Below are 26,296 nucleotides of genomic sequence, written 5' to 3'. Positions count from 1 at the left end.
CGTGTTCGAGGGGCACGCATGGATGGTCTGGCTGGGGGTGGCCCTCGTGCTGGTGGCCATCGAGACGGTGACCGTCGACTTCACCTTCCTCATGCTCGCCGGCGGTGCCGTCGGCGGCTCAGTGGCGGCGGCCTTCGGAGCGCCCCCCGTCGTGCAGGCGGTCGTCGCGGCGCTCGTCGCCGTCGCGCTGCTGGCGATCGTGCGCCCGTGGCTGAAGAACCGGCTCCAGGCCAGCACTCCCCAGCAGATCATGGGCACCGCCGCCCACGTGGGGCGCTCGGCCGTCGCCATCGACCGGGTCAACCCCGCCGGCGGGCAGGTCAAGCTCGCCGGCGAGACGTGGTCGGCCCGCACCCTGGGCGACGACATCGAACCCGGCGAGGAGGTCATCGTCGACTCCATCGACGGGGCGACCGCCATCGTGAGCCGGGCACGCGTCGTGGGGAGCTGAGCCGAACGGCCACGGCACCACGGCACGAGCCAGAGGGACGTCAGCAACCGTCACCAACCGTCACCACCGAACGAACGAGCGGGTCGACCGGCCCGCCCGCACCAGCCGTGCTTCCTCGGGGGAGCACGGACCCAGCAGGGAGAAGGTCGAGAAGGTCGTGGACCCGGTACTCATCATTCCAATTCTCATCGTCATCGTGGCGCTCGTCGTCGTGCTGCGCACCGTGCGCATCGTGCCGCAGCAGACGGCACAGATCGTCGAGCGGCTCGGCGGCTACAACAAGACGCTGACGGCAGGCATCCACTTCCTGATCCCGTTCGTCGACAAGGTGCGCGCCAACATCGACCTGCGCGAGCAGGTCGTGACCTTCCCGCCGCAGCCCGTCATCACCAGTGACAACCTCGTCGTCAACATCGACACCGTCATCTACTACTCGGTGACCGACGCGAAGGCCGCGGTCTACGAGATCGCGAACTTCATCCAGGGCATCGAGCAGCTGACCGTCACCACGCTGCGCAACGTCATCGGCTCGCTCGACCTCGAGCAGGCCCTGACGAGCCGCGACCAGATCAACGGCCAGCTCCGTGGCGTCCTCGACGAGGCCACCGGCAAGTGGGGCATCCGCGTCAACCGCGTCGAGCTCAAGGCCATCGACCCGCCCCACTCGGTGCAGGAGACGATGGAGAAGCAGATGCGCGCCGAGCGCGACCGTCGTGCCGCGATCCTCACCGCGGAGGGCTTCAAGCAGTCGGCCATCCTCACGGCCGAGGGTGAGAAGCAGAGCCAGATCCTGCGTGCCGAGGGCTCGGCCCAGGCCCGCATCCTCGAGGCCCAGGGCCAGGCACGTGCCATCCAGCAGGTGTTCGACGCCATCCACCGGGGCAAGCCGACCCAGAAGCTGCTCGCCTACCAGTACCTCCAGGTGCTTCCGCAGATCGCGCGCGGCGACTCGAACAAGATGTGGATCATCCCGTCGGAGCTGACCGACGCCCTCAAGGGCATCGGCAACGCGCTCGGTGGCAGCGAGCAGGCGCCGAGCGACCACGACGACGAGCAGTGGGTCGACACCGGCGACAGCGTCGAGAACGCCTTCGCCGAGACGGTGCTCGAGGACCCGGCCAAGGCCCTCGCCGAGGCCCGGGGCCAGGCCGCCCAGGCCAGCGCCGAGTCCACCGAGCACGCGGCGCCCATCGGTCGCCAGCAGCCGGGCTACGGCTCGGAGGGCATCGACGTGCCGCCGCCGCCCGCCGCGGCGCCGCCGGTCCTGCCGGCCGCACCCGACATCGCCGCACCGGCCCAGCCGGGCGACCTGCCCGACGTCCCGCCCGCGCAGCGCTGACGGACCCTTCCGACGACACCCGGTCACCCTCTGTAGGGTGACCGGGTGTCGTTCTGGTCCGCCGTTGCCGTCGCGCTGGCCGGGACCGGAGCCGGGATCATCAACACCATCGTCGGCTCGGGCACGCTGATCACCTTCCCGACGCTGCTCTTCTTCGGCGTCAACCCGCTCGTCGCCAACGTGTCCAACAACATCGGGCTCGTCGCGGGGGGCGTGACCGGAGCCTGGGGCTACCGACACGAGCTCGGGGGACAGGCGCCCACGCTGCGCCGCCTCATGCCGATGTCGTTCGTCGGTTCGGTGGTCGGGGCGGGCCTGCTGCTCGTCCTGCCTGCGTCGGCCTTCAGGGCCATCGTCCCGGTGCTCATCCTCATCGCGCTGGTCCTCGTGCTCGCCGGCCCCCGCATCCAGAGCCACGTGCACTCCCGGGGTGAGGGCGAGCCGACGCCCCGGTGGCACACGCCTGCCATGGCGGCGGGCGTCTTCCTCGCGGGGGTCTACGGGGGCTACTTCGGGGCCGCCCAGGGCGTGCTGCTCATGGGGCTGCTCAGCGCCCTGAGCCTCGAGCCGCTCCAGCGCCTCAACGGCTACAAGAACGTGCTGTCGCTCGTCGTGAACCTCGTCGCCGCCGCCGTTTTCGTGCTCTTCGCGCGCGAGCACATCGACTGGCTGGTCGTGCTGCTCATCGGCGTCGGCGCCTTCGTCGGCGGCATCATCGGAGCGCGGGTGGGTCGGCGCATCCCGCCGAACGTGCTGCGCGGTCTCATCATCGCCATCGGCCTCGTCGCCATCGTCAAGCTCGTCTGGTTCCCCTGACCCGGCCCCGGCCCCGGCCCCGGGCCACGTGGCCCGGGCGAGGGCGGCTGCGGCCTCAGGCGATGTCGGGACGACGCACGGCCGCCACTAGCCTGACGGGCGTGCCGATCGAGATCTCCGACCCCACCGACCCCCGCGTGGCCGACTACGTGTCCCTCACCGACGTCGTGCTGCGCAGGCGCCACGAGCCCGAGAAGGGGCTCTACATCGCCGAGAGCCAGAAGGTCATCCGGCGGGCGCTGAGGGCCGGGCACCGGCCACGGTCCTACCTCATGGCGCGGCGCTGGCTCGACGACCTCGCGGACATCGTGGCCGACGCCGAGGCGGACGGCATCCCCGTCTACTTCGGTGAGCACGAGGTCATCGAGCAGCTGACCGGCTTCCACCTCCACCGGGGTGCTCTGGCCGCCATGCAGCGCCCCGCCCTGCCGAGCGTCGAGTCGCTCATCGCCGACGCACGCCGGGTCATCGTCCTCGAGGACGTCGTCGACCACACCAACGTCGGCGCGATCTTCCGGTCCGCCGCGGCCCTCGGGGTCGACGCCGTGCTCATCACGCCGCGGTGCGCCGACCCGCTCTACCGCCGCTCGATCCGGGTCTCGATGGGCACCGTCTTCCAGGTGCCGTGGACCCGGATCGATCCGTGGCCCGAGGGCATCGGCCTGCTCCACGACGCCGGCCTGACGGTCGCGGCGATGGCCCTGTCCGACGACTCGGTCTCGCTGGACGACCTGGAGTCGGAGCCACCGGAGCGGCTCGCGCTCGTCGTCGGCACCGAGGGCGACGGCCTGTCGCACCGGACCGTCGCCGACGCCGACCTCACGCTGCGCATCCCCATGGCCGGGGGTGTCGACTCGCTCAACGTCGCGGCCGCGAGCGCGGTCGCCATGTGGGCGCTGCGGCCGCGCGGCTGACGTCCGGTCAGGCGTTCGCGGGCCGTACGAGCCGGGTGAGGAGGCGTTCGAGCTCGACGGCCGGGTCCTCGCAGAGGCCGCCGTGGACCGGCCCCGGCTGCACGACGGTCGAGCGCGGGGCGATGATCCAGCCGAAGCGCTGACCCGGCTTGTCGAGCGTCGGCAGCCCGCGTCCGGTCTCGCCCCGGCATACCGCCCGCACCCGCTCGAGCATCGAGCGCACGCCGTCGAGGTCGCACGTGGGGGACAGCGCCGCGGCGCGATGCTCGTCGAGCTCCCAGGCGGCGTCGAGGAAGCCGGCGTCCTGGGAGTAGAGCACGACGCCGACGTTGATGAACTCCTCGCGGTCGACGCGCGGCACGAGCCGGAGCAGCACGTACTGGTACGCGTTCACGCCGCGACCCCCCTCGGCACCCACGTGAGCGGCCCGTCGAGACGTGCGCGGAGCATCCGGGCGTATGCCGCGCGCACCGCGGGCGCGTCGGCGAGGTCGGGGGTCGGCTCGATCCACTCGTCGGGCACCTCCGCGACGACGGCCTCGAGGGCCGCCGGCGTCAGGGCTGCGGCGAGCTCGTCGTGGCGACGACCGACGTCGCCGGCGACGTCGCGCAGGACGTGCCGGCTCGCGTCGAAGGGCTGCGCGGCGAAGCGTTCGGGGGACGGCGCCCGGCTCGGCCAGGAGTGGTGGAAGTAGAGCGCGGCGCCGTGGTCGATGGCCCACGTGCGGCCGTGCCAGACGAGCAGGTTGGGGTTGGACCACGTGCGGTCGACGTTCGCGGTCAGGGCGTCGAGCCAGATGATCCGCTCGGCGAGGTCCGCGTCCGGCGGGCGCGACCCGTCGTAGCCGAGGGAGCCGGGCAGGAAGTCGACGCCGAGGTTGGTCCCGACCGACGCGGTGAGCAGGTCCTGGACCTCCTCGTCCGCCTCGTACTTCGCGATCCGCGGATCCAGGCGGATGACAGCCAGGTCGGGAACCGGCACCTCGAGCAGCCGGGCGATGCCGGCGACGAGCACCTCGGCCACGAGGACCTTGAGCCCCTGCCCGGCGCAACGGAACTTCAGGACGTAGGTGCCGTCGTCGTCGGCCTCGACGATGCCGGGCAGCGAACCGCCTTCCTTGAGCGGCGTCACGTAGCGGGTGGCGGTCAGCTCGGGAAGCACGCGGTCAGCCTAGTGGCCGCTCATGGTCGAGCACCGTGGCGCGTGACCACAGCCGGCCCAGCAGCATCGCGGCGCCGGCATAGATGACGGCGAACGACGCGAGGGGCCACCAGGCGAGCCCGGTCGCGGGCAGCACGAGCGCACCGAGCGCCGCAGCCGCGACCATGCCTGCGTTGTAGACCACGTCGTAGGCCGAGAACGCGCGGCCGAGGAGGTGGTCGTCGACGTGGGCCTGCAGGAGGGAGTCGACGGTGATCTTGACGCACTGCGAGGTGAAGGACACGAAGAAGCCGACGACGACGATGCTCCACGGCGTGAGGAACGGCCCCAGCACGGCACAGACGAAGGCCCCGAGCGCGAGCATGCGGGCGGCATACGGCACGGCGGTCAGCCGGGGGGCGAGCCACGGCGTGACGAACGCGGCCGAGGCGAACCCGACGGCGGAGGCGGCCGCGGCGATGCCGAAGCCGCGCGCGCCGTGGCCGGACTCGAAGGGGCCCCGGAAGAGCAGCAGCGTCTGGAGCAGGAGGAAGCCGAAGGGGATGCGGGTGAGGAAGACGAGCACGAGCAGCAGCCGGGCTCGGCGAGGGAGCGTGCGCACGGCCTCGGCCAGGCCCGTCACCACCGACCGGGTGATCTGGCCGACCGACGGTGCGCCGCTCGTGTCGTCCGGTCCGATGAACGGCAGCCGGGTCGCGGCCCACGTCGCGGCCACCACGCCGGCCGCGGCGAGGAGCACGTCGAGGACGTCGCTGCCGCCCAGCGCACGCAGGCCGGTGCCCACCGCGCCGCCGAGCAGGTAGGCGAGCGAACCGCACGTCGGCGCAACGGAGTTGGCACTGACGAGCGACTCCCGGGGCACGACGTGCGGCATGGCCGACGAGAGTCCGGCGAGGATGAAGCGGTTGACGGAGAAGACGAGCAGGACGAGCCCGAAGAAGGCCGGCCCGGTGCCGACCCCCGAGACCAGACCGGCCACGCCGAGGATCGCGGCTGCTCGCACGAGCTGGCTGATGACGATGACCCGACGCCGTGGCCACCGGTCGAGCAGCACGCCGACGAACGGGCCGAGTGCGCTGTAGGGGAGCAGCACGATCGCGAAGGCGATGGCGATGCCCTGGGCGTCGGCGGCCTGCTCCGGGTTGAAGAGGACGTGGCTCGCGAGGGCGACCTGGAACACGCCGTCGCTGAACGACGACGTCACGCGGCTGACGAAGAGCCGTCGGAATCCGCGTCCCCGCAACAGGGTGAACAGGGCACGCAGGAAGGTCACGCGGCACAGCGTACGGTCACGGCGACAACGGGCGGTGTCGGGACGGTGTCAGCGCGCCAGACGTCCGATGAGCGAGGCGGCGCAGACGATGCCGGCCACGGCGCTGCCGACGAGGACGCCGAAGTCGACCCAGTAGCTCGTCGGTGTCCCGAGCAGCAGGCCGCGCAGCGCGGAGACCTCGTAGGTCAGCGGGTTGACGTGGCTGACGACCTGGAGCCAGCCCGGCATCATCTCGATCGGGTAGAGGGCGTTCGAGGCGAAGAAGAGCGGCATCGTGATGGCCTGCCCGATGCCCATGAGTCGGTCGCGCTTGAGGGCCACGCCGGCGATGCTGAGCGACAGGCACGAGAAGAACGCCGCGCCGAGCATGACGACGACGACCACGCCGAGCAGGCGGATCGGGTTCCACGTCATCGCCACGCCCATGAGGGCCGCCACGACGACGACGATGACGGCCTGGGCGACCGACCGCACCCCGGCGGCGAACGCCTTGCCCGCCACGAGGGCCGATCTCGGGGTGCGTGTCACGACCAGCTTGGTCAGCACGCCGGCGTCGCGCTCCCAGATGATCTGGATGCCGTAGAAGATCGCGATGAACAGCGCTGACTGCGCGATGACGCCGGGCGCGAGGAAGTCGTGGTAGGGGATCCCGCCCGTGGGGATCGCCCGGATCTGGGTGAAGGTCGTGCCGAAGATGACGAGCCACAGGATCGGCTGGATCGCTCGCGTCACGAGCTCGCTGCGGTCGTGCCGCAGCTTCTGCAGCTCGACGAGGCAGAACGTGCCGATGCGCGAGACGAGCAGGCCCGGACCGGTCCGCGACTGCCGGTCAGCCCAGACGGCGGGCGGTTCGACGAGTCGCTCGGACACCGGACGGTTGACGAGGGCCTGGGCCAGCTCGAGGCGGCGCACCATGCCGCCGGAGTAGGTGGAGGCCAGGCGCGACTCGTCGGCGCGCAGGTCCACCATGTCGAGGACCTCGTCCACGCGCGCCGACCGCTCGCGGCGCGGGACGTCGAACAGTCGGGCGAACCACTCGACGTTCTCACGGCCGGTCAGCGCGCCCTCGATGGACAGCTGTTGGGGGACGTAGCCGAGCAGGCGGCGCACGAGCATCGCGTCGGTCCTCACCGACCAGATGGGTGCGGAAGCGGTAGCTCAGGGCCCGGATGTCGATGGCCGGCGTCACGACCCGTCGCCTCCCGAGGGCTGGTGCCCATTCGCGAGCGCGACGGTCGGGACGGCCGGGGAGGTGGCTGACGTCCCGGACGCCGACGTGTGCGGGGGCTGCGAGGGCTCGGTGGACTCCGGCAGGTCGGCGGCGATCCGCGCGATCGTGACGAGCGCGTCGGCCAGGCGGGCGCGCTCCTCGGCCGGCAGCCCGGCCAGGGCCGTCGCCGTCGTCTGGGCCCGACGGTCGCGCCACTGCTCGAGCGCGCTGCGTGCGGACGCCGTCAGGTCGAGCCGGGCGACCCGGCGGTCGCTGGTGTCGCGCACCCTCACGAGGACGCCGACGGCGAGCAGCTGCCCGACGAGCGTCGAGACGGTGTTGGCGGCCAGCCCGAGCACCCGCGCGGACTCGGCCACGGTGATGCCGGGGTTGCGCCGTACGACCCGCACGAGCTCGAGCTGCGCGCCGGAGAGCGCCAGCTCGGGCAGGGGCGCGCCCACGAGGCGCCGCGACCGTCGTCGCAGCAGTCCGATGACGTCGTAGAGGTCGTCCGCCAGACCGGCCACGTCGCCCGTCAGGTCCGCCGTCTCGTCGGCGGCCACGTTCTCGTCGCTCACGATGAAAGGTTACGTCTTGGCAGAAGCGTCGCCAGAGAAGTGGCGGGGACGAGAAGACCCCCGGCTCCTGACCTGCAGGAACCGGGGGTCTCATGGTGTCGAGGGGGGGACTTGAACCCCCACGCCCGTTAAGGGCACTAGCACCTCAAGCTAGCGCGTCTGCCATTCCGCCACCCCGACAAGGTGATGCAAGGGGCTCGTGGGATTCCCTTGCGGCGAGGCGAAACGTTACACGTGGCCCGACCAAAAGACCAAACGGGCGGCTGCAGGGGGCCGGAGCCCGCGGCATACGCTGATCGGCATGAGCCACGCCGACGCCGACCGCACCGTGACGACCGCCCCAGCCGACGTCACGACCCCGGCCTCCCGCGCCGCCTCGGCGCCCGAGGACGAGGTCGCGCGCCTGTGCGCCGAGCTCATCCGCATCGACTCGTCCAACTACGGCGACGGCTCGGGACCGGGGGAGCGCAAGGCCGCCGAGTACGTCATGGGCGAGCTCGCCGAGGTGGGCCTCGAGGGCACCCTGCTCGAGAGCGAGCCCGGCCGCGCGACCGTCGTCGTGCGCCTCGAGGGGGAGGACTCCTCCCGCCCCGGCCTCGCCGTGCACGGCCATCTCGACGTCGTGCCGGCCAACGCCGCCGACTGGCAGGTCGACCCGTTCGCCGCCGAGGAGCGCGACGGGTGCATCTGGGGGCGCGGCGCCGTCGACATGAAGGACATGGACGCGATGATCCTCGCGAACATCCGTCACTTCGCCCGCACCGGCACGAAGCCGGCGCGCGACACGACGTTCGTCTTCTTCGCCGACGAGGAGGCGGGCGGCACCTACGGCAGCCACTGGCTCGTCGACCACCACCCGCAGTGGTTCGACGGCGTCACCGAGGCGATCAGCGAGGTCGGCGGCTACAGCGTCACCGTGCCGACGCCGCAGGGCCCGCAGCGCGCGTACCTGCTTCAGACCGCGGAGAAGGGCATCGCCTGGCTGCGCCTGCGGGCGCACGGTCGCGCCGGCCACGGCTCCGTGCCCAACGACGAGAACGCCATCGTCCGGCTCGCCGCCGCCATCGGTCGGATCGCCGCGCACGAGTGGCCGCGCGAGTACATCGCGTCGGTCCGCGAGCTGCTCGACACCCTCAGCACCATGACCGGCCTCTCGTCGACCGACGACGACCTCGAGCCACTGCTCGCCACCCTCGGAGGCGCCCAGGGCTTCGTGCGCGGCACCCTGCGCGACACCGCCAACGTCACGATGCTCGAGTCGGGCTACAAGCACAACGTCATCCCGCAGACCGCGTCGGCAGCGGTCGACTGCCGCTTCCTGCCCGGCCACGAGGACGCCCTGATGGCCACGATCCGCGAGCTCGCCGGCCAGCACGTCGAGGTCGAGGTCGTGCACCGCGACGTCGCGATCGAGGCGCCCTTCTCCGGCGACCTCGTCGAGTCGATGAAGCAGGCGCTGCTGCGGGAGGACCCCGAGGCCGCCGTCCTGCCCTACTGCCTCTCCGGCGGCACCGACAACAAGGCGCTCGGACGGCTCGGCATCAGCGGCTACGGCTTCGCCCCGCTCCGACTGCCGGCCGACCTCGACTTCGCCCCGATGTTCCACGGCATCGACGAGCGGGTGCCCGTCGACTCGCTCCGCTTCGGGGCGCGCGTCCTCGGTGACTTCCTGCGGACCTGCTGAAGCCTGCCAAGGCCCGCTGTGGCCCAGCGGGTGGGCGCGTCAGGCCGTGCGCTGCACGCGCATGATCTTGCGCCGCAGCCACATCCGGCGCACGCCGCCTTCGTAGATCACCGTGCGCGAGAGCTCCCAGCGGCCGTACTCCGCGTGCTCGCGCACCGCCTGCCGCGCCTGGGCCTTCGACGTGTGGCGGTCGAACGTGAGGACCCGGTACTCGTAATCCGTCATCGTCCACCATTCTGACACCAACCGTGACCCCACCGAGACCGTATGCGTGGTGTGGCGGACAGGTGCCCGCGGTACCGTCGCTGGGTCATCCGACCGCAGCCCGGACCTCCTCGTGAGCCCGTGCGGCGCGGCGAACAGGGGAACCGCTCGGCACAGCCCGGCGTCAAGGGCCCAGGAGGTCAAACACACATGAAATGGAACACCCGCCGCATCGCGGCAGCAGTCATCGTCCTTCCCGCGGTCCTCGGCGTCGCCGCCTGTGGCAAGAGCGAGAGCCCGGCCCCCGCGGCGGGTCAGACCCAGGCCAGCTCGGCCGCCGCGACCACCGAGGCGCCGGCCGCCGGCCAGCCGTACAAGGACAAGGCATCCTTCGTCGCCGCCATGAAGGCAGCCGGCAAGAACGCCACCACCGCCCACGTGACCATGGCCATGGACGCCGCCGGGCAGAAGATCGCCATCACCGGTGACACCAAGGTCGACGCGAGCAACCCCGCCATGAAGATGTCGATGGACATGGGCTCGAGCATGAAGCTCGACATGATCCTCGTCGACAAGAAGGTCTACATGAAGGGCTTCCCCGGCCTCGCCGCCGGGAAGTGGGCCGTCATCGACAGCAGCTCGACCCTGGGCAAGCAGCTCTCGCAGTCGCTGGACCAGGCCGACCCGACGAAGATGTACGACCAGTTCGGCGCTGCGGTCACGGACGTCAAGTTCGTCGGTGAGGACACCGTCGACGGCGACAAGACGTGGAAGTACGACCTGACCCTCGACACGAAGGCGATGCAGGCCCAGCTCCCCGCCGACTCCAAGACGCAGATGCCGAGCACCATCGACTACACCGCGTGGCTCGACGAGAAGGACCAGCTGCGCAAGGTCACCTTCGACCTGTCCGGCGTCAAGGCCGAGATGACGATGAGCAAATACGGCGAGCCCGTCGACATCACCGCCCCGCCCGCCGGCGAGACCGTCAAGGCGCCCATGTGACAGCCGGTGGGTGTCACGTGACGAGCACGTGACCTTCCGCGTCGAGGTGGGTGAACGGCCTGCCGACCACGCATGAACGATCCCGCAGCGAGCACGTGGCGCTGCGGGATCGTCGCATGTCGGGCCCGAAACCGCCCCCGAATCGGTGCTCCGCCGCGCACGGGTCGACTACGGTCGAAGCATGACCGCCGACCCCCGCGCCGCCCTCGAGCAGCTGATCGCCGCCCTCGAACGCCACCTCGAGGCCGCGAACGCGAGCCGAGACCCCGACCACCCCATGGTCATGGCTGCCGCCCAGGACCTCGCCGAGGCCTTCGACGACTACGACGAGGCGCTCTACGAGGCGACCGAGGTGGCCACGCCGCTCGCGATCTACGGCGACGACTTCGACGGCCACGAGGACGAGGACGGCACCGAGGGTCGGGTCTACGCGGGCCTCGACTCGGAGGACTACGACGACGAAGACGACGACGACGACGACGACGACGAAGACGACGATGACGAAGACGACGACGACGAAGACGACGACGAAGACGACGACGACGAAGACGACGACGACGACGACGATGACGACGAAGACGACGACTACGAGGCTGACGACGACCTCGACGACGGCGTGACGGGCGCGACCCGCACCGTCGCCACACCGCCGGCGAGCAACGGGGCCGGCGCGCCGCGCTCCTGAGGTTGTGGGCCCGGGGCCCCCCGGCCCTGGGTCCGAGCGGGAGGCTGTCCCCGCGTCAGGCCGAGACGTCGTCCAGGGCGGCGACGATCTCCGACGGCAACGTCAGCTCGAGGCTCGCGAGCGCCGACCGCAGCTGGGCCGACGTGCGGGCGCCGACGATGGGGGCCGCGACGCCGGGGCGGTCCCGCACCCAGGCCAGCGCCACCTCGGACGGTTTGGCGGCCAGACCGCGGGCTGCCATCGCCACCGCGTCGGCCACACGGGTCGTCTGCTCGTCGAGGAAACGCTCGGCGAAACCGGGGAAGTCCGCCGACGCCGCGCGCGACCCCGACGGGATGCCGTTGCGGTACTTGCCGGTGAGCACGCCTCGTCCCAGCGGCGACCAGGGCATCAGCCCGAAACCCAGCGACGTCGCGGCCTGCGTGACCTCCTGCTCAGGCACACGGCATACCAACGAGTACTCGATCTCGTTGGCCACCAAGGGGATCCGGGCGGACTCGAGCAGACTGAAGGCGCGCGCCGACTGCCAGCCGGAGTAGTTGGAGACGCCGACGTAGCGCGCACGACCCGAGGCGGCGGCCCACTCCAACGCGGACAGCGTCTCGGACAGCGGGACGTCGTCGGACCACGTGTGCACGAGCCAGAGGTCGACGTGGTCGGTGCCCAGCCGGCGCAGCGACGTCTCGAGCTGCGACATCAGCCCTCGGCGCGACACGTCGACCCGTCGCTCGCCGCCCGCCCGCGAGATGCCCGCCTTGGTGCAGATGACGAGGTCGTCGCGCGGCACCGTCCCGGCCAGCAGACCGCCGAGGATCGTCTCGGCGTCGCCGCCGCCGTAGCCGTATGCCGTGTCGACGAGGTTGCCGCCCGCCTCGACGAACGCGCGCAGGTGGTCACCGGCCTCGTGGCGGTCGACGGAGTTGCCCCACAGCATGGTTCCGAGTGCCAGTGGGGTAACCGAGAGACCGGACGAGCCGAGACGCCTGCGCATGTCACGAACGGTAGTGGGCGACACCGCACCGCGAGCGACCGGCACGACGAGGGTGACGCCGATAGCCTGCCCCGCATGAGGATCGGTGTGAATCTCGGCTACTGGGGACGCGGCACGACCGGAGCGGACCAGGTGGCGGTCGCGCAGGCGGCCGACCGTCTCGGCTACGACAGCGTGTGGGTCGCGGAGGCGTACGGCTCCGACAGCCCGTCGATGCTCGCGTGGATCGGGGCGCTGACCGAGCACGTCGGACTCGGGTCCGCGGTGATGCAGATCCCCGGGCGCACGCCGGCCATGACGGCGATGACCGCCGCGACGATCGACACGATGTCGGGTGGGCGGTTCCGGCTGGGGCTCGGCGTGTCGGGTCCGCAGGTCAGCGAGGGCTGGCACGGCGTGCCGTTCCGCAGCCCCCTCGGCCGCACCCGCGACTACGTCGAGATCGTCCGCGCGGCGCTGCGGCGCGACACCGTGACGCATGCCGGCCCGCACTACCCGCTGCCGCTGCCTGACGGCCCGGGCAAGCCGCTCAAGCTCTCCGCGCGTCCGGTGCGCCCCGACGTGCCGGTCTACCTCGCCGCGGTGGGGCCGAAGAACCTCGAGCTGACCGGCGAGATCGCCGACGGGTGGCTCGCCATCTTCTTCAGCCCCGAGCACGCCGGCGACCTGCTCGCGACGCTCGAGACCGGTCGGCGCAAGGGAGGCCGGGGCCCCGTCGACGCGCCGATGACGGGTTTCGACGTCGTGGCGACCACGCCTGTCGTGCTCGTCGACGACGTCGAGGCGGCAGCCGACCACGTGCGGGACTACTGCGCGCTCTACATCGGTGGGATGGGATCGCGTGAGCAGAACTTCTACAACCAGCTCGCCTGCCGGATGGGGTTCGAGGAGGACGCGGCCCGCATCCAGGACCTCTACCTCGCCGGCCGCCACCGCGAGGCCGCGGCCGCCGTGCCGCTGGAGTTCATCGACGAGACCGCCCTGCTCGGCTCGCCGCAGCGCGTGGCCCGGCGGCTCGGGCGCTACGAGGAGGCCGGGGTGACGACGCTCGCCGTCGCCGTCGGCGGCGGCATGTCGCGCGACCAGGCCCTGGCGACCCTGCATGTCGTGGCCAGCATCGCCGGGCTCGAGGCACCCGCCGACGCGCCTGCCGACGCGCCTGCCGACGCGCCCGGACGGGGCGGCCCGGACGTTTCCTGAGACTTCTCCTGCCCGTCCCCGTCCCGGGCGGCTCCCAGTCGGCGTTGTGGATAGGGTGCGACATTGTGCCCAGCGGCCGCGGACCCGACAGGGTCGGTGGTCTCGTCCCGTCCCTCCTGCGCAGAAGGCCCACCCTGACCCATGGCTGACCTCAGCTACCTCGACGCCGTCATCCTCGGCGTCGTCGAAGGCCTCACCGAGTACCTCCCGGTCTCCTCGACCGGCCACCTGACCATCACCGAGAAGCTGCTCGGCCTCGCGGTCGACGACCCGGCCGTCACGGCCTACACCGCCGTCATCCAGCTCGGGGCCATCGCGGCGACGCTGCTCTACTTCTTCCGCGACATCGTGCGGTTCGCCGTGGCGTGGTTCCGTGGCCTGGGCTCCGCCGAGGCGCGCCACGACCCCGACTACGGGCTCGCGTGGGCCGTCGTCATCGGCTCGATCCCGGTCGGCATCGTCGGCTTCCTCGCCCGCGACGTCATCTCCGGTGCGCTGCGCAGCCTGTGGGTCGTCGCGGTCGCCCTGCTCCTGTGGAGCATCGTCATGGTCGTCGCGGAGCGCGTCTACGCCCGCTACGACGCACGCGGTGTGCTGCGTGGTGAGCACTCGGTCCGCCCGATCGACGGTCTGGTCATCGGCCTCGTGCAGTGCTTCTCGCTCATCCCCGGCGTCTCGCGCTCGGGCGCCACGATCTCGGCCGGCATCGCCCGCGGCATCGACCGCGTCACGGCCACGCGCCTCAGCTTCTTCCTCGCGATCCCGGCCCTGACGGCCGCCGGACTGTTCCAGGCCGTCGAGGAGAAGGACGGGCTCTCGGCCCTCGGCATCGGCCCGGTCCTCGTCGGACTCGTCGTGGCCTTCGTCGTGGCCTACGCCTCGATCGCGTGGCTGCTGCGCTTCGTCGCGAGCAACACCCTGCTGCCGTTCGTCTGGTACCGCGTCGGCCTCGGCATCCTGTTGGCCGGGGTCCTCGGGGCCGGGCTCATCAGCGCGACCTGACCGACGCTCGCACCGCCGCTGCCCGGCGGCGCGGCAGCGACACGGACCGGACGGCCGGCCCCCGACGCGGGGGCCGGCCGTCTCGTCGTGGAAGCCAGGCCGCTACAGCCAGCCCGACCGCTTGAACGCCCGGTAGAGGCCGACGCACGCGGTGGCCATGACCGCGAGCACGAGGAAGTAGCCGTACTGGAACTCGCCGCTCCCGAGGTGGATGCTCGCCGTCAGCTCCGGCATGTGCTCGAAGTTCATGCCGTAGATGCCCGCGATCATCGTCGGCACCGCCGCGATGGCGACCCACGCGGAGATCCGGCGCATGTCCTCGTTCTGCTTGACCGAGACGCTCGCCAGGTGGGCCGACAGGACGTCGGTCAGCAGCCGGTCGTAGGACTCGACGTGGTCGTTGACGAGACGCAGGTGGTCGGCGACGTCACGGAAGAAGGGCAGCATCTCCTCGGTCAGGCCCCGGCCGCGGGCCCGCTCCATGAACTGCGTCAGGGTGTCGGCGAGCGGCTGGCTGGCGCGGCGGAACTCGAGGACCTCGCGCTTGAGCCGGTAGATGGTGTTGGCGTCGCCGCCCTCGTTGGAGGCGAAGACCTGCTCCTCGATCTGCTCGAGGTCCTTGCGCACCTCGCGGTCGACGACGAGGTAGTTGTCGACGACCGAGTCCATGACCGCGTGCAGCACCGTCATGGCGCCGTGGCCCAGGCGCTCGGGCTCGGTCTCGAGACGCTGGCGGACGCCCGCGAGCGGGTTGCCCTCGCCGTGCCGGACGGTGACGACGAAGCGGTCGCCGATGAAGAGCATGACCTCGCCGGTCTCGATGTCGCTCGTCGCCTCGATGTAGCGCAGCGTCTTCAGCACGACGAACACCGACGACTCGTACTTCTCGATCTTGGCGCGCTGGTGACCGTTGACGGCGTCCTCGACGGCGAGGGGGTGCAGGTGCAGCTCCTCGTTGACGAGCTCGAACTCCGCGTCCGTCGGGTCCTTGAGCCCGATCCAGAGGAACCCGTCCTGGGTCAGGCGCAGCACGTCGAGCTCGTCGCTGAGGTCGCCGCAGCCCTGCCGCCGGCCGTTGCGGTAGATGGCCTTGTCCACGATCACGCCACTACTTCACCACGTCCGCCGTCCGGCGTCGTGCACCACGGGCGTACGCCGGAGGTGGCGTCGCGTCCGCGGGCTAGGGTGGCGCTCGTGCCCACCGTCCTGTTCGTGCGCCACGGGCGCTCCACGTCCAACACCGCCGGCACCCTGGCCGGCTGCATGCCCGGGGTCTTCCTCGACGAGACCGGCGAGGCGCAGGCCGCCGCCGTCGGGCAGCGGATCGCCGCAGCGGTGCTGCCCGTCGTCGAGGTGGTCAGCTCGCCGCTCGACCGCTGCGTGCAGACGGCCGACCTGCTGGCGGCGCCGCTGCCGTCCCACCTCGCCCGCAGCGTCCACGCCGGGCTGGGGGAGTGCCGCTACGGCGCCTGGACCGGGCGGCCCATCGCGGAGCTCGCCAAGGAGGAGCTCTGGAAGGTCGTGCAGGACCGGCCCAGCGAAGCGCGCTTCCCGGACTCCGCGGCATACCCCGCCGAGTCGATGGTCGAGATGCAGGACCGGGCGCTGCGCGCCGTCCGCGAGATCGACGCGCGGATCCTCGAGACGCACGGCAAGGACGCGGTCTGGGTCGCCGTGTCGCACGGCGACGTCATCAAGTCGATCCTGTCGCACGCCACCGGCGCCCACCTCGACGACTTCCAGCGGATCAACGTCGACCCGGCGTCGGTCAGCGTCGTGCGCTACACCAGCCGCAAGCCGTTCGTGCTGCGGCTCAACGACGTCGGGGGAGACCTGACCGGCCTGCGTCCGCCGGAGAAGCCGGCGGCCGACGACGGCGACGCCGTCGTCGGCGGGGGCGCCGGGACGCCGGACCCCGTCGGATAGGGTCGAACGCATGACGGTCCAGGACTTCGATCCCGCTGACCGGTTCGTCGCCGGGACGGTCGGCCCCGCCGGCCAGCGGGCCTTCTACCTCCAGGCGAGCACCGGCCCACTGGTCGTGACCGTGGGGGTCGAGAAGCAGCAGGTCTCGATCCTCGCTGACCGCGTCAACGACGTGCTCGACCAGCTCGCACCCGTCGCGGCGGCCGAGCCCGGCGAGCCCGGGGGCGCCCCCGAGGACACCGACCCGCTGCAGACGCCCTTCGACGAGGACTGGAAGGTGCAGACCCTGTCGCTCGCGTGGGACGAGGACGCACAGAAGCTCGTCATCGAGTGCCACGACCACGACCCCGACGAGGTCGACGAGGACGCCGACGACGAGGTGGGACCGCTCGGGCGCAACTCCCTGCGGGTGGCCCTGACCCCGGCGGAGGCCCGTGCCTTCGCCCGACGCAGCAGCGCGCTCGTCGCCGCTGGGCGGCCCCCGTGCCCGTTCTGCGGCAACCCGCTCGACCCCACGGGCCACATCTGCCCGCGGGCCAATGGCTACAAGCGCTGACGGGACTCCGTCGTCGGTCGACCTGACCGGCGAGATCGAGGTCCTCGGGCGTATCACCGACTCCTCGAACCTCGCTGTCGTCGCGCAGGTCTCGACGCTGCCCGGCGGGCACGTCATCTACAAGCCGGTCCGCGGCGAGCGCCCGCTCTGGGACTTCCCCGAGGGGACGCTCGCCGGCCGTGAGGTGGCGGCGCACGTCGTGTCCGAGCTCGGTGGCTGGGAGGTCGTGCCGCCGACCGTCATGCGTGACGGGCCGCTCGGCCCGGGGTCGGTGCAGCTGTGGATCGGCGACCCGTTCGACCCCGTGGCCGACGACGTCGTCGTCGACCTCGTGCCCGAGGGGCGCACCCCGTCCGGCTGGCGCGCCGTGTTCGACGGGGAGACGCCGGGCGGGTCGGCCGTCACCGTCGTGCACTCGGGCGCCGACGACGTGCGCTCGCTCGCGGTGCTCGACGCCGCCCTCAACAACTCCGACCGCAAGGGCTCGCACTGCCTGCGCGACAGCGAGGGCCGCCTCTGGGCCATCGACCACGGCGTGACGTTCTCGCCCACGCCCAAGCTGCGCACCGTGCTCTGGGGCTGGGCGGGTGAGCCGCTCGCCGAGCCGGACGTCGAGCGGCTGACCCGGCTGCGGCGGGCGCTCGAGGACGACACGGCTCTCGACCGCCTCCTCGCGCTGCTGCCCGAGGACGACGTCGAGGCGCTCGCGCTGCGCGTGGTGGCGCTCCTCGAGCGGGGCCTCCACCCCTTCCCGAGCCCCGACTGGCCGTCCGTGCCGTGGCCGCCGCTCTGACCCGTTGTCGCTGCGGTTCGGACCCGTCCGGAGGGGCCGCCTGAGCCGGGATAGAGTCTGCGCGTGAGAAGTTGGCCGATGCCGTTCATCCCCAAGGTCCCCGGCCGCGCACCCGAGGTGCGGGTCCGCGACACGGCATCCGGCGAGCTGGTCCCCGCCGCCCGCGGTGATCTCGTGACCCTCTACGTCTGCGGCATCACACCCTACGACGCGACGCACATGGGCCACGCCGCGACCTACGTGACCTTCGACCTGCTCGGCCGTGTGCTGCGCGACAGCGGCCACGAGGTGCGCTACGTCCAGAACATCACCGACATCGACGACCCGCTGCTCGAGCGTGCGGAGCGCGACGGCGTCGACTGGCGCGACCTCGCCACGCGGGAGATCGCGCTGTTCCGCGAGGACATGACGGCGCTCGCCGTCATCCCGCCCGACGAGTACCTCGGGGCCGTCGAGAGCATCCCCACCTTCGTGAGTCCGATCGAGAAGCTCGTCGCCGACGGTTGGGCGTATGCCGTGCCGGCACCCGACGCGTCGCGGCCGGGTGCGCAGGACTTCTACTTCGACGTCAACCGGGACCCGCGTTTCGGCTCCGTGAGCCACCTCGACGAGGCCGGCATGCTCGAGGTCTTCGCGGAGCGGGGCGGGGACCCCGACCGCGAGGGCAAGCGCAACCGTCTCGACGCCCTGCTGTGGCGGGCGCACCGCGAGGGCGAGCCCGAGTGGGACGGCGGTGAACTCGGCTCCGGCCGCCCCGGCTGGCACATCGAGTGCGCGTGCATCGCCCTCGACCACCTCGGCCTGCCCGTCGACGTCCAGGGCGGCGGCACCGACCTCGTCTTCCCGCACCACGAGATGAGCTCGGCCCACGGCCGCGCCCTCAGCGGCTCCGAGTCGTTCGCCGGGTCCTTCGTGCACCAGGGCATGGTCGGCCTCGACGGCGAGAAGATGAGCAAGAGCAAGGGCAACCTCGTGCTCGTCTCACAGCTGAGGCGCGACGGCGTCGACCCGATGGCCATCCGGCTGGCCCTGCTCGCGCGTCACCACGCCCACGACTGGATGTGGACCCACGACCAGCTCCTCGAGGCCCAGCAGCGTCTCGAGACGTGGCGCGAGGCCCTGTCGGGCAACGGCGGACCCGTCGCCGACCAGACCGTCGACGACATCAGGGCGGCTCTTGCCGACGACCTCGACAGCCCGCGGGCCCTCGAGGCGGTCGACCGCTGGGCCAGCCAGTCGCTGAGCCGCGGCGGGGACGACCCGGGCGCCCCGGGAGTGCTCGGCCGCGCCCTCGACGCCCTCCTGGGCATCCGGATCTAGCCACCACCCACGGCCGCGCGCCGCCCACCCGCCTGCAACCCAACGCAGCGTTCGGTCTCGAAAGCGCTGTCAGAACAGTGAGTTCGCGACCGAACGCTGCGTTCGGTTGGGGAGCGGAGTGGGTCAGCGGCCGGTCTGGTCGTCGTCGCGTCCGCGCAGGTAGCGCTCGAACTCGCGCGCGATCGCGTCACCGCTCGCCTCGGGGAGCTCGGCGGTGTCCTGCGCCTCCTCGAGGGACTGGACGTACTCGGCGACCTCCTCGTCGGACTGCGCGAGCTCGTCGACACCGCGCTCCCAGGCGCGGGCGTTCTCCTCGAGCTCGCCGTGCGGCACCGTGACACCGAGCAGCGACTCGATGCGGCGCAGCAGGCTGAGGGTCGCCTTGGGCGACGGCGCGCCACCCGCGTAGTGCGGGACGGCGGCCCACGCCGAGACCGTCGGGATCCCGGACTCGGTGGCGGCGTGGCTCAGCACCCCGACGATGCCCGTCGGCCCCTCGTAGCGTGACGCCTCGACGTCGAACCGGTGGATGGCCGCCTCGTCCTCCGCGGTCGCGGTCACCGGGATCGGGCGGGTGTGCGGCACGTCCGCGAGGAGCGCCCCGACCGTGACGATCGTCGTGACGCCGAACCGCTCGGCGAGCTCGAGCAGCTCGATGGAGAAGGCGCGCCACCGCATCGACGGCTCGATGCCCTGCACGAGCACGACGTCGCGGTCGAGCCCGGTCTCGGTGGCGACGAGGATGCGAGTCGTGGGCCAGGTCAGGGTGCGGCGACCGTCCTCGAGCGAGACGCGCGGACGGTTGACCTGGAAGTCGTAGTACTCCTCGGGGTCGAAGGCTGCCACGACCTCGGCGTCCCAGACCTCCGCGAGGTGACGGACCGCGCTCGTGGCGGCCTCACCCGCGTCGTTCCAGCCCTCGAAGGCCGCGATGAGCACCGGGTCGTTCAGCTCCGGCACGTCCTCGAACTCCAGCACCATGTCTCCTTCACCGTGACCGCGGTCGCGTCCACCCCTTCAGCCTAGGACCTGCCGGAGCGGATGCACCGAACTCCCGGGCGCGCGTCCCGGACGCGTCGGCACAGGTCGTGGGCGGGCCCGCGACCGGACCTGGATCCACGGCACGTGCCCGCAGTGCGGGCGGCGACGCGGCGCCGGTGGCGGGTCCGTAGAATCAGGCCGGTCCCGTCACTCGGCACGAGACCCGTGCCGCCGAGAGGAGCCACGTTGTCCCAGTCGCTGCAGCGACCCGACGCCACCGAGAGTCTGACCGCCACGCTCGGCCAGCGCATCATGATCCTCGACGGCGCCATGGGCACGGCCATCCAGCGCGACCGGCCCGACGAGGCCGGCTACCGCGGCGAGCGCTTCGCCGACTGGCCGAGCGACGTCCAGGGGAACAACGACCTGCTGACGTTGACCGCGCCCGAGATCATCGCCGGCATCCACCGTGAGTACCTCGAGGCCGGCGCCGACATCATCGAGACCAACACCTTCAACGCCAACGCGATCTCGCTGTCCGACTACGGCATGGAGAAGCTCGCCTACGAGCTCAACTTCGAGGCCGCGGCACTGGCCCGGCGCGAGGCCGACGCGATGACGGCGCGCACCCCCGACCGGCCCCGCTACGTCGCGGGCGCGCTCGGGCCGACGACGCGTACGGCCTCGATCTCACCGGACGTCAACGACCCCGGCGCGCGCAACGTCTCCTACGACGAGCTGGTCGCGGCCTACCTCGAGGCCGCGCGCGGCCTCGTCGACGGCGGCAGCGACCTCATCTTCATCGAGACGATCTTCGACACGCTCAACGCCAAGGCCGCCATCTTCGCCGTCGAGACCCTCTTCGAGGAGCAGGGCCGGCGCTGGCCCGTCGTCGTGTCCGGCACCATCACCGACGCCTCCGGGCGCACCCTCTCGGGACAGGTGACCGAGGCGTTCTGGGACTCGGTCCGCCACGTCTCGCCGCTCGCCGTCGGCCTCAACTGCGCGCTGGGCGCCAAGGACATGCGGCCCTACATCGCCGAGATGTCGCGCCTCGCGGACTCGTTCGTCTCCTGCTACCCGAACGCCGGTCTGCCGAACGCCTTCGGCGAGTACGACGAGGCCCCCGACGAGACGGCCGGCATCGTCGGCGAGTTCGCCGAGGCGGGCCTGGTCAACCTCGTGGGCGGCTGCTGCGGCACGACGCCGGAGCACATCGCGGCGATCGCGCGGGCGGTCGACGGCAAGCCGGCCCGCGAGCCGTCCACGGTGGCCCCGGCCATGCGCCTGTCCGGGCTCGAGCCGTTCACCATCACCGAGGACAGCCTCTTCGTCAATGTCGGCGAGCGCACCAACATCACCGGCTCCGCGCGCTTCCGCAAGCTCATCAAGGACGGCGACTACGACACCGCCCTGTCGGTCGCTGCGCAGCAGGTCGAGAGCGGCGCCCAGGTCATCGACGTCAACATGGACGAGGGCATGATCGACGGGGTCGCGGCCATGGACCGCTTCCTCAAGCTCGTCGCGAGCGAGCCCGACATCAGCCGGGTGCCGGTCATGGTCGACTCCTCCAAGTGGGAGGTCATCGAGGCCGGCCTCAAGTGCGTGCAGGGCAAGGCCATCGTCAACTCGATCTCCCTCAAGGAGGGTGAGGAACCGTTCCTGCGACAGGCCCGGCTCGTGCGCAAGTACGGCGCAGCCGCGGTCGTCATGGCCTTCGACGAGGACGGCCAGGCCGACTCGCTCGAGCGCCGCAAGCAGATCTGCTCACGGGCCTACCGCCTCCTCACCGAGGAGGTCGGCTTCCCGGCCGATGACATCATCTTCGACCCCAACGTCTTCGCCGTCGCGACCGGCATCGAGGAGCACGCCTCCTACGGCCTGGACTTCATCGAGGCCACGCGCTGGATCAAGGAGAACCTCCCGGGCGCCAAGGTGTCCGGAGGCATCTCCAACGTCTCGTTCAGCTTCCGTGGCAACAACCCGGTGCGCGAGGCGATCCACGCCGTCTTCCTATACCACGCGATCTCCGCAGGCCTCGACATGGGAATCGTCAACGCCGGCGCCCTCGCCGTCTACGACGAGGTCGACCCCGAGCTGCGCGAGCGCATCGAGGACGTCATCCTCAACCGTCGGCCCGACGCGGCCGAGCGGCTGCTCGAGATCGCCGAGGAGTACAACAAGGTCGGCCAGGCCGCCGAGGTCAGCGAGGAGGAGTGGCGCGCCCTGCCCGTCGGCGAACGCATCACCCACTCGCTCGTCAAGGGCATCGACGCGCACGTCGAGGCCGACACCGAGCTGCTCCGCGCCGAGATCGCCGAGCGCGGTGGACGACCCATCGAGGTCATCGAGGGTCCGCTCATGGACGGCATGAACGTCGTCGGTGACCTCTTCGGCGCCGGCAAGATGTTCCTCCCGCAGGTGGTCAAGAGCGCCCGCGTCATGAAGAAGGCCGTCGCCTACCTCATCCCGTTCATCGAGAAGGAGAAGGCGGAGAACCCCGAGCTGGCGACCGCCAAGGACACCAACGGCACCATCGTCATGGCGACGGTCAAGGGCGACGTGCACGACATCGGCAAGAACATCGTCGGCGTGGTCCTCCAGTGCAACAACTACGAGGTCATCGACCTCGGCGTCATGGTGCCGGCCCAGAAGATCCTCGACGCGGCCAAGGAGCACGACGCCGACATCATCGGCCTGTCCGGCCTCATCACGCCCTCGCTCGACGAGATGGTCGGCTTCGCCGCCGAGATGCAGCGCCAGGGCCTCACCATCCCGCTGCTCATCGGGGGAGCCACGACCTCGCGCGCCCACACGGCGGTCAAGGTGGACCAGCGCTACGACGGGCCGGTCGTCTGGGTCAAGGACGCCTCGCGTTCCGTACCGACGGCCGCCGCGCTCCTCAGCGACGAGCTGCGGCCCAAGCTGCTGGCGCAGGTCAAGGAGGACTACGACTCGCTCCGGGCCCGTCACGCCGGCAAGGCGGACCGGCCGCTGCTCACCCTCGAGCAGGCCCGCGAGCGCCGCACCGCCGTCGACTGGTCCGGCTACCGGCCGCCACACCCGCACTTCCTGCTCCAGCAGGACCACGACGTCTCGTCGATCACGCGTTCGCACCGGATCTCCCAGCACGTCAAGGTGTTCCGCAACTACCCGCTGGGCGAGCTGCGCCGCTACATCGACTGGCAGCCCTTCTTCAACGCGTGGGAGATGAAGGGCAGCTTCCCCGACATCCTCAACAACCCGGCGAGCGGTCAGGCCGCGCGCAAGCTCTACGACGACGCGCAGGCCATGCTCGACCGCATCGTCGAGGAGCGCTGGCTCACCGCCAACGGTGTCATCGGCTTCTTCCCCGCGAACTCCGTCGGCGACGACGTCGAGGTCTACCTCGACGACGCCCGCACCGAGCCGCTCACCGTCCTGCACCACCTGCGCCAGCAGGGTGAGCACCGCGCCGGCGTGCCGAACCGGTCGCTCGCCGACTACGTCGCCCCCAAGGGGACCAAGGACTGGGTCGGTGGCTTCGCGGTCACGGCCGGGCTCGGCTCCGGGGAACGCGTCGCCGCGTTCAGGGCGGAGCTCGACGACTACAACGCGATCCTGCTCGAGTCGCTCGCCGACCGTCTGGCCGAGGCCTTCGCCGAGCGGATGCACGAGCGGGTCCGCAGGGAGTTCTGGGGCTACGCGCCCGACGAGCACCTCGACAACGTGGCGCTCATCAAGGAGCAGTACGCCGGCATCCGCCCGGCCCCGGGCTACCCGGCGTGCCCCGAGCACACCGAGAAGGAGACGCTCTGGCGCCTGCTCGACGTCGAGGCCAACACCGGCATCACGCTCACGGAGAGCATGGCGATGGCCCCCGGCGCGTCCGTCAGCGGCTGGTACCTGTCACACCCGCAGGCGCAGTACTTCGTCGTCGGCAGGCTCGGCCGCGACCAGGTGCAGGACTACGCCGACCGCAAGGGCTGGACGCTCGCCGAGGCCGAGCGCTGGCTGTCCTCGAACCTCGCCTACGACCCGGAGGACTGACCCGGTGACCCTCCCGCACACCTCCGAGACCGACGTCGTGGTCCCGGCCCTGCCCGCAGCCGTGCTGTGGGACATGGACGGCACGCTCGTCGACACCGAGCCCTACTGGATCCAGGCGGAGCACGAGCTCGTCGCGGCCCACGGCGGCGAGTGGAACGACGAGTACGCCCACCAGCTCGTCGGCAACGCCCTCGAGGTCTCGGCGCAGCTGATCATCGACAAGTCCGGGATCTCCCTGACGGTCCCCGAGATCATCGACGCCCTGCTCCAGCGCGTCATCGCCCAGGTCGAGCGGCGCGTGCCGTGGCGTCCAGGGGCGCGCGAGCTGCTGCTCGAGCTGGGCACGCTCGGGGTGCCGTCGTTGCTCGTGACCATGTCGTGGCGCGCCCTCGCCGACATGGTCGTGCAGCGCCTCCCGGAGGGGGCCTTCGACCACCTCGTGACGGGTGACGAGGTGAGCCACGGCAAGCCCCACCCGGAGCCCTACCTCGCAGCTGCGCGCCTCGTCGGGGTCGACCCGGCCGACTGCATCGCCATCGAGGACTCGCCGGCGGGCGTGCGCTCCGCGACGGCCGCGGGGGTCCCGACGATCGCGATCCCGCACGTCGTCCCCGTGCCGCCCATCGACGGCGCGGTGCACATCGACACGCTCGCAGGAGTCGGCGCCGCCGACCTCACGAGGATCGTGTCGAGCGTGCGGTCTGCTCGCTGAGGCGGGCCAGCGTCAGCAGCTGGCGACGCATCATCACGAGGTCGCCCCAGGCAAGGGCGGCGGAGCGGGCACGGGCCCGGGCAGACTGCGGCCGGGGGAGCGCGATGTCGCCGCGGAGCGTCGTGCGCGCAGCCGCGCCCTCGGTGGGACCGTTGGCCAGCGGCACCGTCTGGTAGACCAGCGGCAGCGGTCCGAAGAGTCGTGTGCCGGCCGGCTCGGTGATCTCGAGGGCGACCATCTCGTCGGGCACCCAGTCGACGAGGGTGAAGATCGACGCGAAACGCTGTCCGTGCTCGAGCCTCTCCAGGCCCGGCGTCAGGGAGCGCGGGCTGCGGCGGCCGAGGTTGTCCAGCAGGTCGTAGCTGTACGGCGCCACCCTCAGCTGGCACAGCCACCGGAAGACGACGTGCGGCTCGGCCTGCACGGTGACGGCCCGGCTCACGACCGGGCCGTCGTGGCCGACCAGGCGTGCCGGCATACGTGATTGTCCGAACTCACCCCAACGCCAAGGCAGCTCGGCTCGCGATCCCAGGGCGCCGGGAGGGTGGTCGGTCACCGGCGACCCTTGCGTCGGGAGGCACCCCCGCGCGGCGCGCCCTTGCGACCGGCCGGCTGGCCGCGGCGGGGAGAGGGGTGCTGCGAGCGCCCCGGTGACGTCTCACGCCGGACCGCCTTGGCGGCCGGATCAGCCTTGGAGGACACGTCCGCGCCGCCGGCACCTCGCGTGCTGCGCTCGGTGCGGCCCCGGACGATGCCGATGAAGTCCTCGATGCGCGGGTCCTCGTCGTCGGTGCGCCACGCGAGGCCGACGCGCGACGGCGCAACCCCGTTCACGGGACGGTGCACGACGTCCTTGCGGTGGTGCAGCCGGGCCACCGACATCGGCACGACGACGATGCCGGATCCGGTCGCCACGACCGACACTGCCTGCTTCGTCGTCATGGGCGGCATCGCCGACGACCGCTCGCGAGCCCCCGCGGTGGCCACGGCGAGCCACTCCGGCACCGAGGCGGGGTCCTGCATGAGGACCTCGTCCGCGAGGTCGGCGACGTCGACCTCGTCGACGGCCGAGACGAGGTGCTCCTTGGACACGACGACCACCGGGACCTCCTCGTAGAGGGGGATGACGTGCAGGCCCTCACGGTCGACGGGCAGACGCACGAGCGCCATCGAGGCGCTGCCGTCCCGCAGGTGGGCCACCGCCTCGGCCTCGTCGACGGGGGCCAGGTCGAGGACGGTGTCCGGCAGCCGCTGCAGCCAGGTGCGACGCCACTTGTCCGGCGTCACCCCGGGCACGAACTCGACCCGGAAGGCGGTGCCGTCGTGGGCGACCCCGTCGGTCTGGCCGTCCACCGCTGCGTCGTCCGTCACCGTCCGAGCGTAGAGGACGTCGCAGGGGCCGACGGCGACGCGACCGCGACGCGGGGCCGGGCCTCGCGCCCTGCACGACGACGGGGTGGCGCGCA

At 71.6% G+C, this 26,296-nt stretch carries 26 protein-coding genes and 1 tRNA gene; 15 read left to right on the top strand and 12 right to left on the bottom strand.

The window, feature by feature from the left end; translation table 11 throughout:
• Nucleotide 1: 1 nt before the first annotated feature.
• From IEY30_RS03705 to IEY30_RS03690, 4 genes are all read left to right on the top strand, one after another.
• A complete protein-coding gene (locus IEY30_RS03705; protein WP_308423747.1) occupies nt 2–451 on the top strand; it encodes an NfeD family protein in 450 nt (149 codons plus the stop codon).
• Between the two features lie 157 nt (nt 452–608).
• On the top strand, nt 609–1,790 hold the full coding sequence (locus tag IEY30_RS03700) for an SPFH domain-containing protein (protein ID WP_081920227.1): 1,182 nt from the start codon (nt 609–611) through the stop codon (nt 1,788–1,790).
• A gap of 45 nt (nt 1,791–1,835) precedes the next feature.
• Complete coding sequence (locus IEY30_RS03695; protein ID WP_030146016.1) at nt 1,836–2,606, top strand: sulfite exporter TauE/SafE family protein; 771 nt, start codon at nt 1,836–1,838, stop codon at nt 2,604–2,606.
• A 101-nt stretch (nt 2,607–2,707) separates the two neighbouring features.
• Entirely contained in the window at nt 2,708–3,520 is an 813-nt protein-coding gene (locus IEY30_RS03690) for a TrmH family RNA methyltransferase (RefSeq protein ID WP_030146017.1), read from the top strand.
• Between the two features lie 7 nt (nt 3,521–3,527).
• Here the strand turns inward: IEY30_RS03690 and IEY30_RS03685 are convergent, their stop codons facing one another.
• The 6 genes from IEY30_RS03685 to IEY30_RS03660 form a co-directional block, all read right to left on the bottom strand.
• Nucleotides 3,528–3,914 (bottom strand): DUF3037 domain-containing protein, encoded by a 387-nt coding sequence (locus IEY30_RS03685; RefSeq protein WP_030146018.1) that lies wholly within the window; start codon nt 3,912–3,914, stop codon nt 3,528–3,530.
• Nucleotides 3,911–4,681, bottom strand: a complete 771-nt coding sequence (locus IEY30_RS03680) for a HipA family kinase (RefSeq protein ID WP_030146019.1) — start codon at nt 4,679–4,681, stop codon at nt 3,911–3,913. The genes IEY30_RS03685 and IEY30_RS03680 overlap by 4 nt, the downstream gene beginning before the upstream one ends.
• Before the next feature lie 4 nt (nt 4,682–4,685).
• The gene (locus IEY30_RS03675; protein ID WP_030146020.1) at nt 4,686–5,954 is read right to left on the bottom strand and encodes an MFS transporter; all 1,269 of its coding nucleotides are present in this window, start codon (nt 5,952–5,954) and stop codon (nt 4,686–4,688) included.
• 48 nt (nt 5,955–6,002) lie between these two features.
• Nucleotides 6,003–7,085 (bottom strand): ABC transporter permease, encoded by a 1,083-nt coding sequence (locus IEY30_RS03670; protein ID WP_156035030.1) that lies wholly within the window; start codon nt 7,083–7,085, stop codon nt 6,003–6,005.
• A 54-nt stretch (nt 7,086–7,139) separates the two neighbouring features.
• The gene (locus IEY30_RS03665) at nt 7,140–7,742 is read right to left on the bottom strand and encodes a MarR family winged helix-turn-helix transcriptional regulator (RefSeq protein WP_229674818.1); all 603 of its coding nucleotides are present in this window, start codon (nt 7,740–7,742) and stop codon (nt 7,140–7,142) included.
• A 93-nt stretch (nt 7,743–7,835) separates the two neighbouring features.
• Nucleotides 7,836–7,922, bottom strand: a tRNA-Leu gene (locus IEY30_RS03660).
• A 121-nt stretch (nt 7,923–8,043) separates the two neighbouring features.
• Between IEY30_RS03660 and IEY30_RS03655 the strand changes: the two genes are divergently transcribed.
• Nucleotides 8,044–9,426 carry a M20/M25/M40 family metallo-hydrolase gene (locus IEY30_RS03655; RefSeq protein WP_030146023.1) on the top strand — a complete coding sequence of 461 codons (1,383 nt, stop codon included), beginning with the start codon at nt 8,044–8,046 and terminating at the stop codon, nt 9,424–9,426.
• A 39-nt stretch (nt 9,427–9,465) separates the two neighbouring features.
• Here the strand turns inward: IEY30_RS03655 and IEY30_RS03650 are convergent, their stop codons facing one another.
• Nucleotides 9,466–9,651, bottom strand: coding sequence for a DUF5703 family protein (locus IEY30_RS03650; protein WP_030146024.1), 186 nt, complete (start codon nt 9,649–9,651; stop codon nt 9,466–9,468).
• A gap of 189 nt (nt 9,652–9,840) precedes the next feature.
• On the opposite strand from IEY30_RS03650, the gene IEY30_RS03645 reads away from it, so the two are divergent.
• Both IEY30_RS03645 and IEY30_RS03640 read left to right on the top strand, forming a co-directional pair.
• A complete protein-coding gene (locus IEY30_RS03645; protein WP_030146025.1) occupies nt 9,841–10,635 on the top strand; it encodes an SCO4651 family lipoprotein in 795 nt (264 codons plus the stop codon).
• A gap of 181 nt (nt 10,636–10,816) precedes the next feature.
• On the top strand, nt 10,817–11,320 hold the full coding sequence (locus IEY30_RS03640; RefSeq protein ID WP_052358239.1) for a hypothetical protein: 504 nt from the start codon (nt 10,817–10,819) through the stop codon (nt 11,318–11,320).
• Nucleotides 11,321–11,375: 55 nt separating this feature from the next.
• Here IEY30_RS03640 and IEY30_RS03635 read toward each other — a convergent pair whose 3' ends face one another.
• Nucleotides 11,376–12,311, bottom strand: a complete 936-nt coding sequence (locus tag IEY30_RS03635; protein WP_030146027.1) for an aldo/keto reductase — start codon at nt 12,309–12,311, stop codon at nt 11,376–11,378.
• A 75-nt stretch (nt 12,312–12,386) separates the two neighbouring features.
• Here IEY30_RS03635 and IEY30_RS03630 point away from each other — a divergent pair, with 75 nt between their 5' ends.
• Nucleotides 12,387–13,511: an LLM class F420-dependent oxidoreductase gene (locus IEY30_RS03630; protein ID WP_229674817.1), complete on the top strand. Its 1,125-nt coding sequence runs from the start codon at nt 12,387–12,389 to the stop codon at nt 13,509–13,511.
• Nucleotides 13,512–13,652: 141 nt separating this feature from the next.
• Nucleotides 13,653–14,513 carry an undecaprenyl-diphosphate phosphatase gene (locus tag IEY30_RS03625; RefSeq protein WP_030146029.1) on the top strand — a complete coding sequence of 287 codons (861 nt, stop codon included), beginning with the start codon at nt 13,653–13,655 and terminating at the stop codon, nt 14,511–14,513.
• A gap of 102 nt (nt 14,514–14,615) precedes the next feature.
• Here IEY30_RS03625 and corA read toward each other — a convergent pair whose 3' ends face one another.
• Nucleotides 14,616–15,617 (bottom strand): magnesium/cobalt transporter CorA, encoded by a 1,002-nt coding sequence (gene corA, locus IEY30_RS03620; protein WP_030146030.1) that lies wholly within the window; start codon nt 15,615–15,617, stop codon nt 14,616–14,618.
• Nucleotides 15,618–15,707: 90 nt separating this feature from the next.
• On the opposite strand from corA, the gene IEY30_RS03615 reads away from it, so the two are divergent.
• The 4 genes from IEY30_RS03615 to mshC all read left to right on the top strand — a co-directional run bounded on the left by IEY30_RS03615 (nt 15,708) and on the right by mshC (nt 19,108).
• Nucleotides 15,708–16,439: an MSMEG_4193 family putative phosphomutase gene (locus IEY30_RS03615; protein WP_043415714.1), complete on the top strand. Its 732-nt coding sequence runs from the start codon at nt 15,708–15,710 to the stop codon at nt 16,437–16,439.
• A 10-nt stretch (nt 16,440–16,449) separates the two neighbouring features.
• The gene (locus IEY30_RS03610; protein ID WP_030146032.1) at nt 16,450–16,995 is read left to right on the top strand and encodes a DUF3090 domain-containing protein; all 546 of its coding nucleotides are present in this window, start codon (nt 16,450–16,452) and stop codon (nt 16,993–16,995) included.
• Nucleotides 16,979–17,788 carry an SCO1664 family protein gene (locus IEY30_RS03605; RefSeq protein WP_030146033.1) on the top strand — a complete coding sequence of 270 codons (810 nt, stop codon included), beginning with the start codon at nt 16,979–16,981 and terminating at the stop codon, nt 17,786–17,788. Before IEY30_RS03610 ends, IEY30_RS03605 begins: the two co-directional genes overlap by 17 nt.
• A gap of 63 nt (nt 17,789–17,851) precedes the next feature.
• The gene (gene mshC / locus IEY30_RS03600; protein ID WP_030146034.1) at nt 17,852–19,108 is read left to right on the top strand and encodes a cysteine--1-D-myo-inosityl 2-amino-2-deoxy-alpha-D-glucopyranoside ligase; all 1,257 of its coding nucleotides are present in this window, start codon (nt 17,852–17,854) and stop codon (nt 19,106–19,108) included.
• 123 nt (nt 19,109–19,231) lie between these two features.
• Here mshC and IEY30_RS03595 read toward each other — a convergent pair whose 3' ends face one another.
• The gene (locus IEY30_RS03595; RefSeq protein WP_043415717.1) at nt 19,232–20,086 is read right to left on the bottom strand and encodes a PAC2 family protein; all 855 of its coding nucleotides are present in this window, start codon (nt 20,084–20,086) and stop codon (nt 19,232–19,234) included.
• Between the two features lie 249 nt (nt 20,087–20,335).
• Here IEY30_RS03595 and metH point away from each other — a divergent pair, with 249 nt between their 5' ends.
• Together metH and IEY30_RS03585 are read left to right on the top strand one after the other, a co-directional pair.
• The gene (gene metH / locus IEY30_RS03590; RefSeq protein WP_030146036.1) at nt 20,336–24,118 is read left to right on the top strand and encodes a methionine synthase; all 3,783 of its coding nucleotides are present in this window, start codon (nt 20,336–20,338) and stop codon (nt 24,116–24,118) included.
• Between the two features lie 4 nt (nt 24,119–24,122).
• Nucleotides 24,123–24,830, top strand: a complete 708-nt coding sequence (locus IEY30_RS03585; protein WP_081920231.1) for an HAD family hydrolase — start codon at nt 24,123–24,125, stop codon at nt 24,828–24,830.
• Here IEY30_RS03585 and IEY30_RS03580 read toward each other — a convergent pair.
• On the bottom strand, nt 24,793–25,308 hold the full coding sequence (locus IEY30_RS03580; protein ID WP_156035031.1) for a hypothetical protein: 516 nt from the start codon (nt 25,306–25,308) through the stop codon (nt 24,793–24,795). The genes IEY30_RS03585 and IEY30_RS03580 overlap by 38 nt on opposite strands.
• Before the next feature lie 74 nt (nt 25,309–25,382).
• A complete protein-coding gene (locus tag IEY30_RS03575) occupies nt 25,383–26,201 on the bottom strand; it encodes a LysR family transcriptional regulator substrate-binding protein (RefSeq protein WP_229674816.1) in 819 nt (272 codons plus the stop codon).
• Between the last annotated feature and the right edge of the window lie 95 nt (nt 26,202–26,296).

Origin of the sequence: Terrabacter tumescens (assembly GCF_014646815.1) — a bacterium.
Lineage (GTDB): Bacteria > Actinomycetota > Actinomycetes > Actinomycetales > Dermatophilaceae > Terrabacter > Terrabacter tumescens.
The sequence above is the reverse complement of the archived record's forward strand: the minus strand, read 5'-3'. Positions and strand labels throughout refer to the sequence as shown.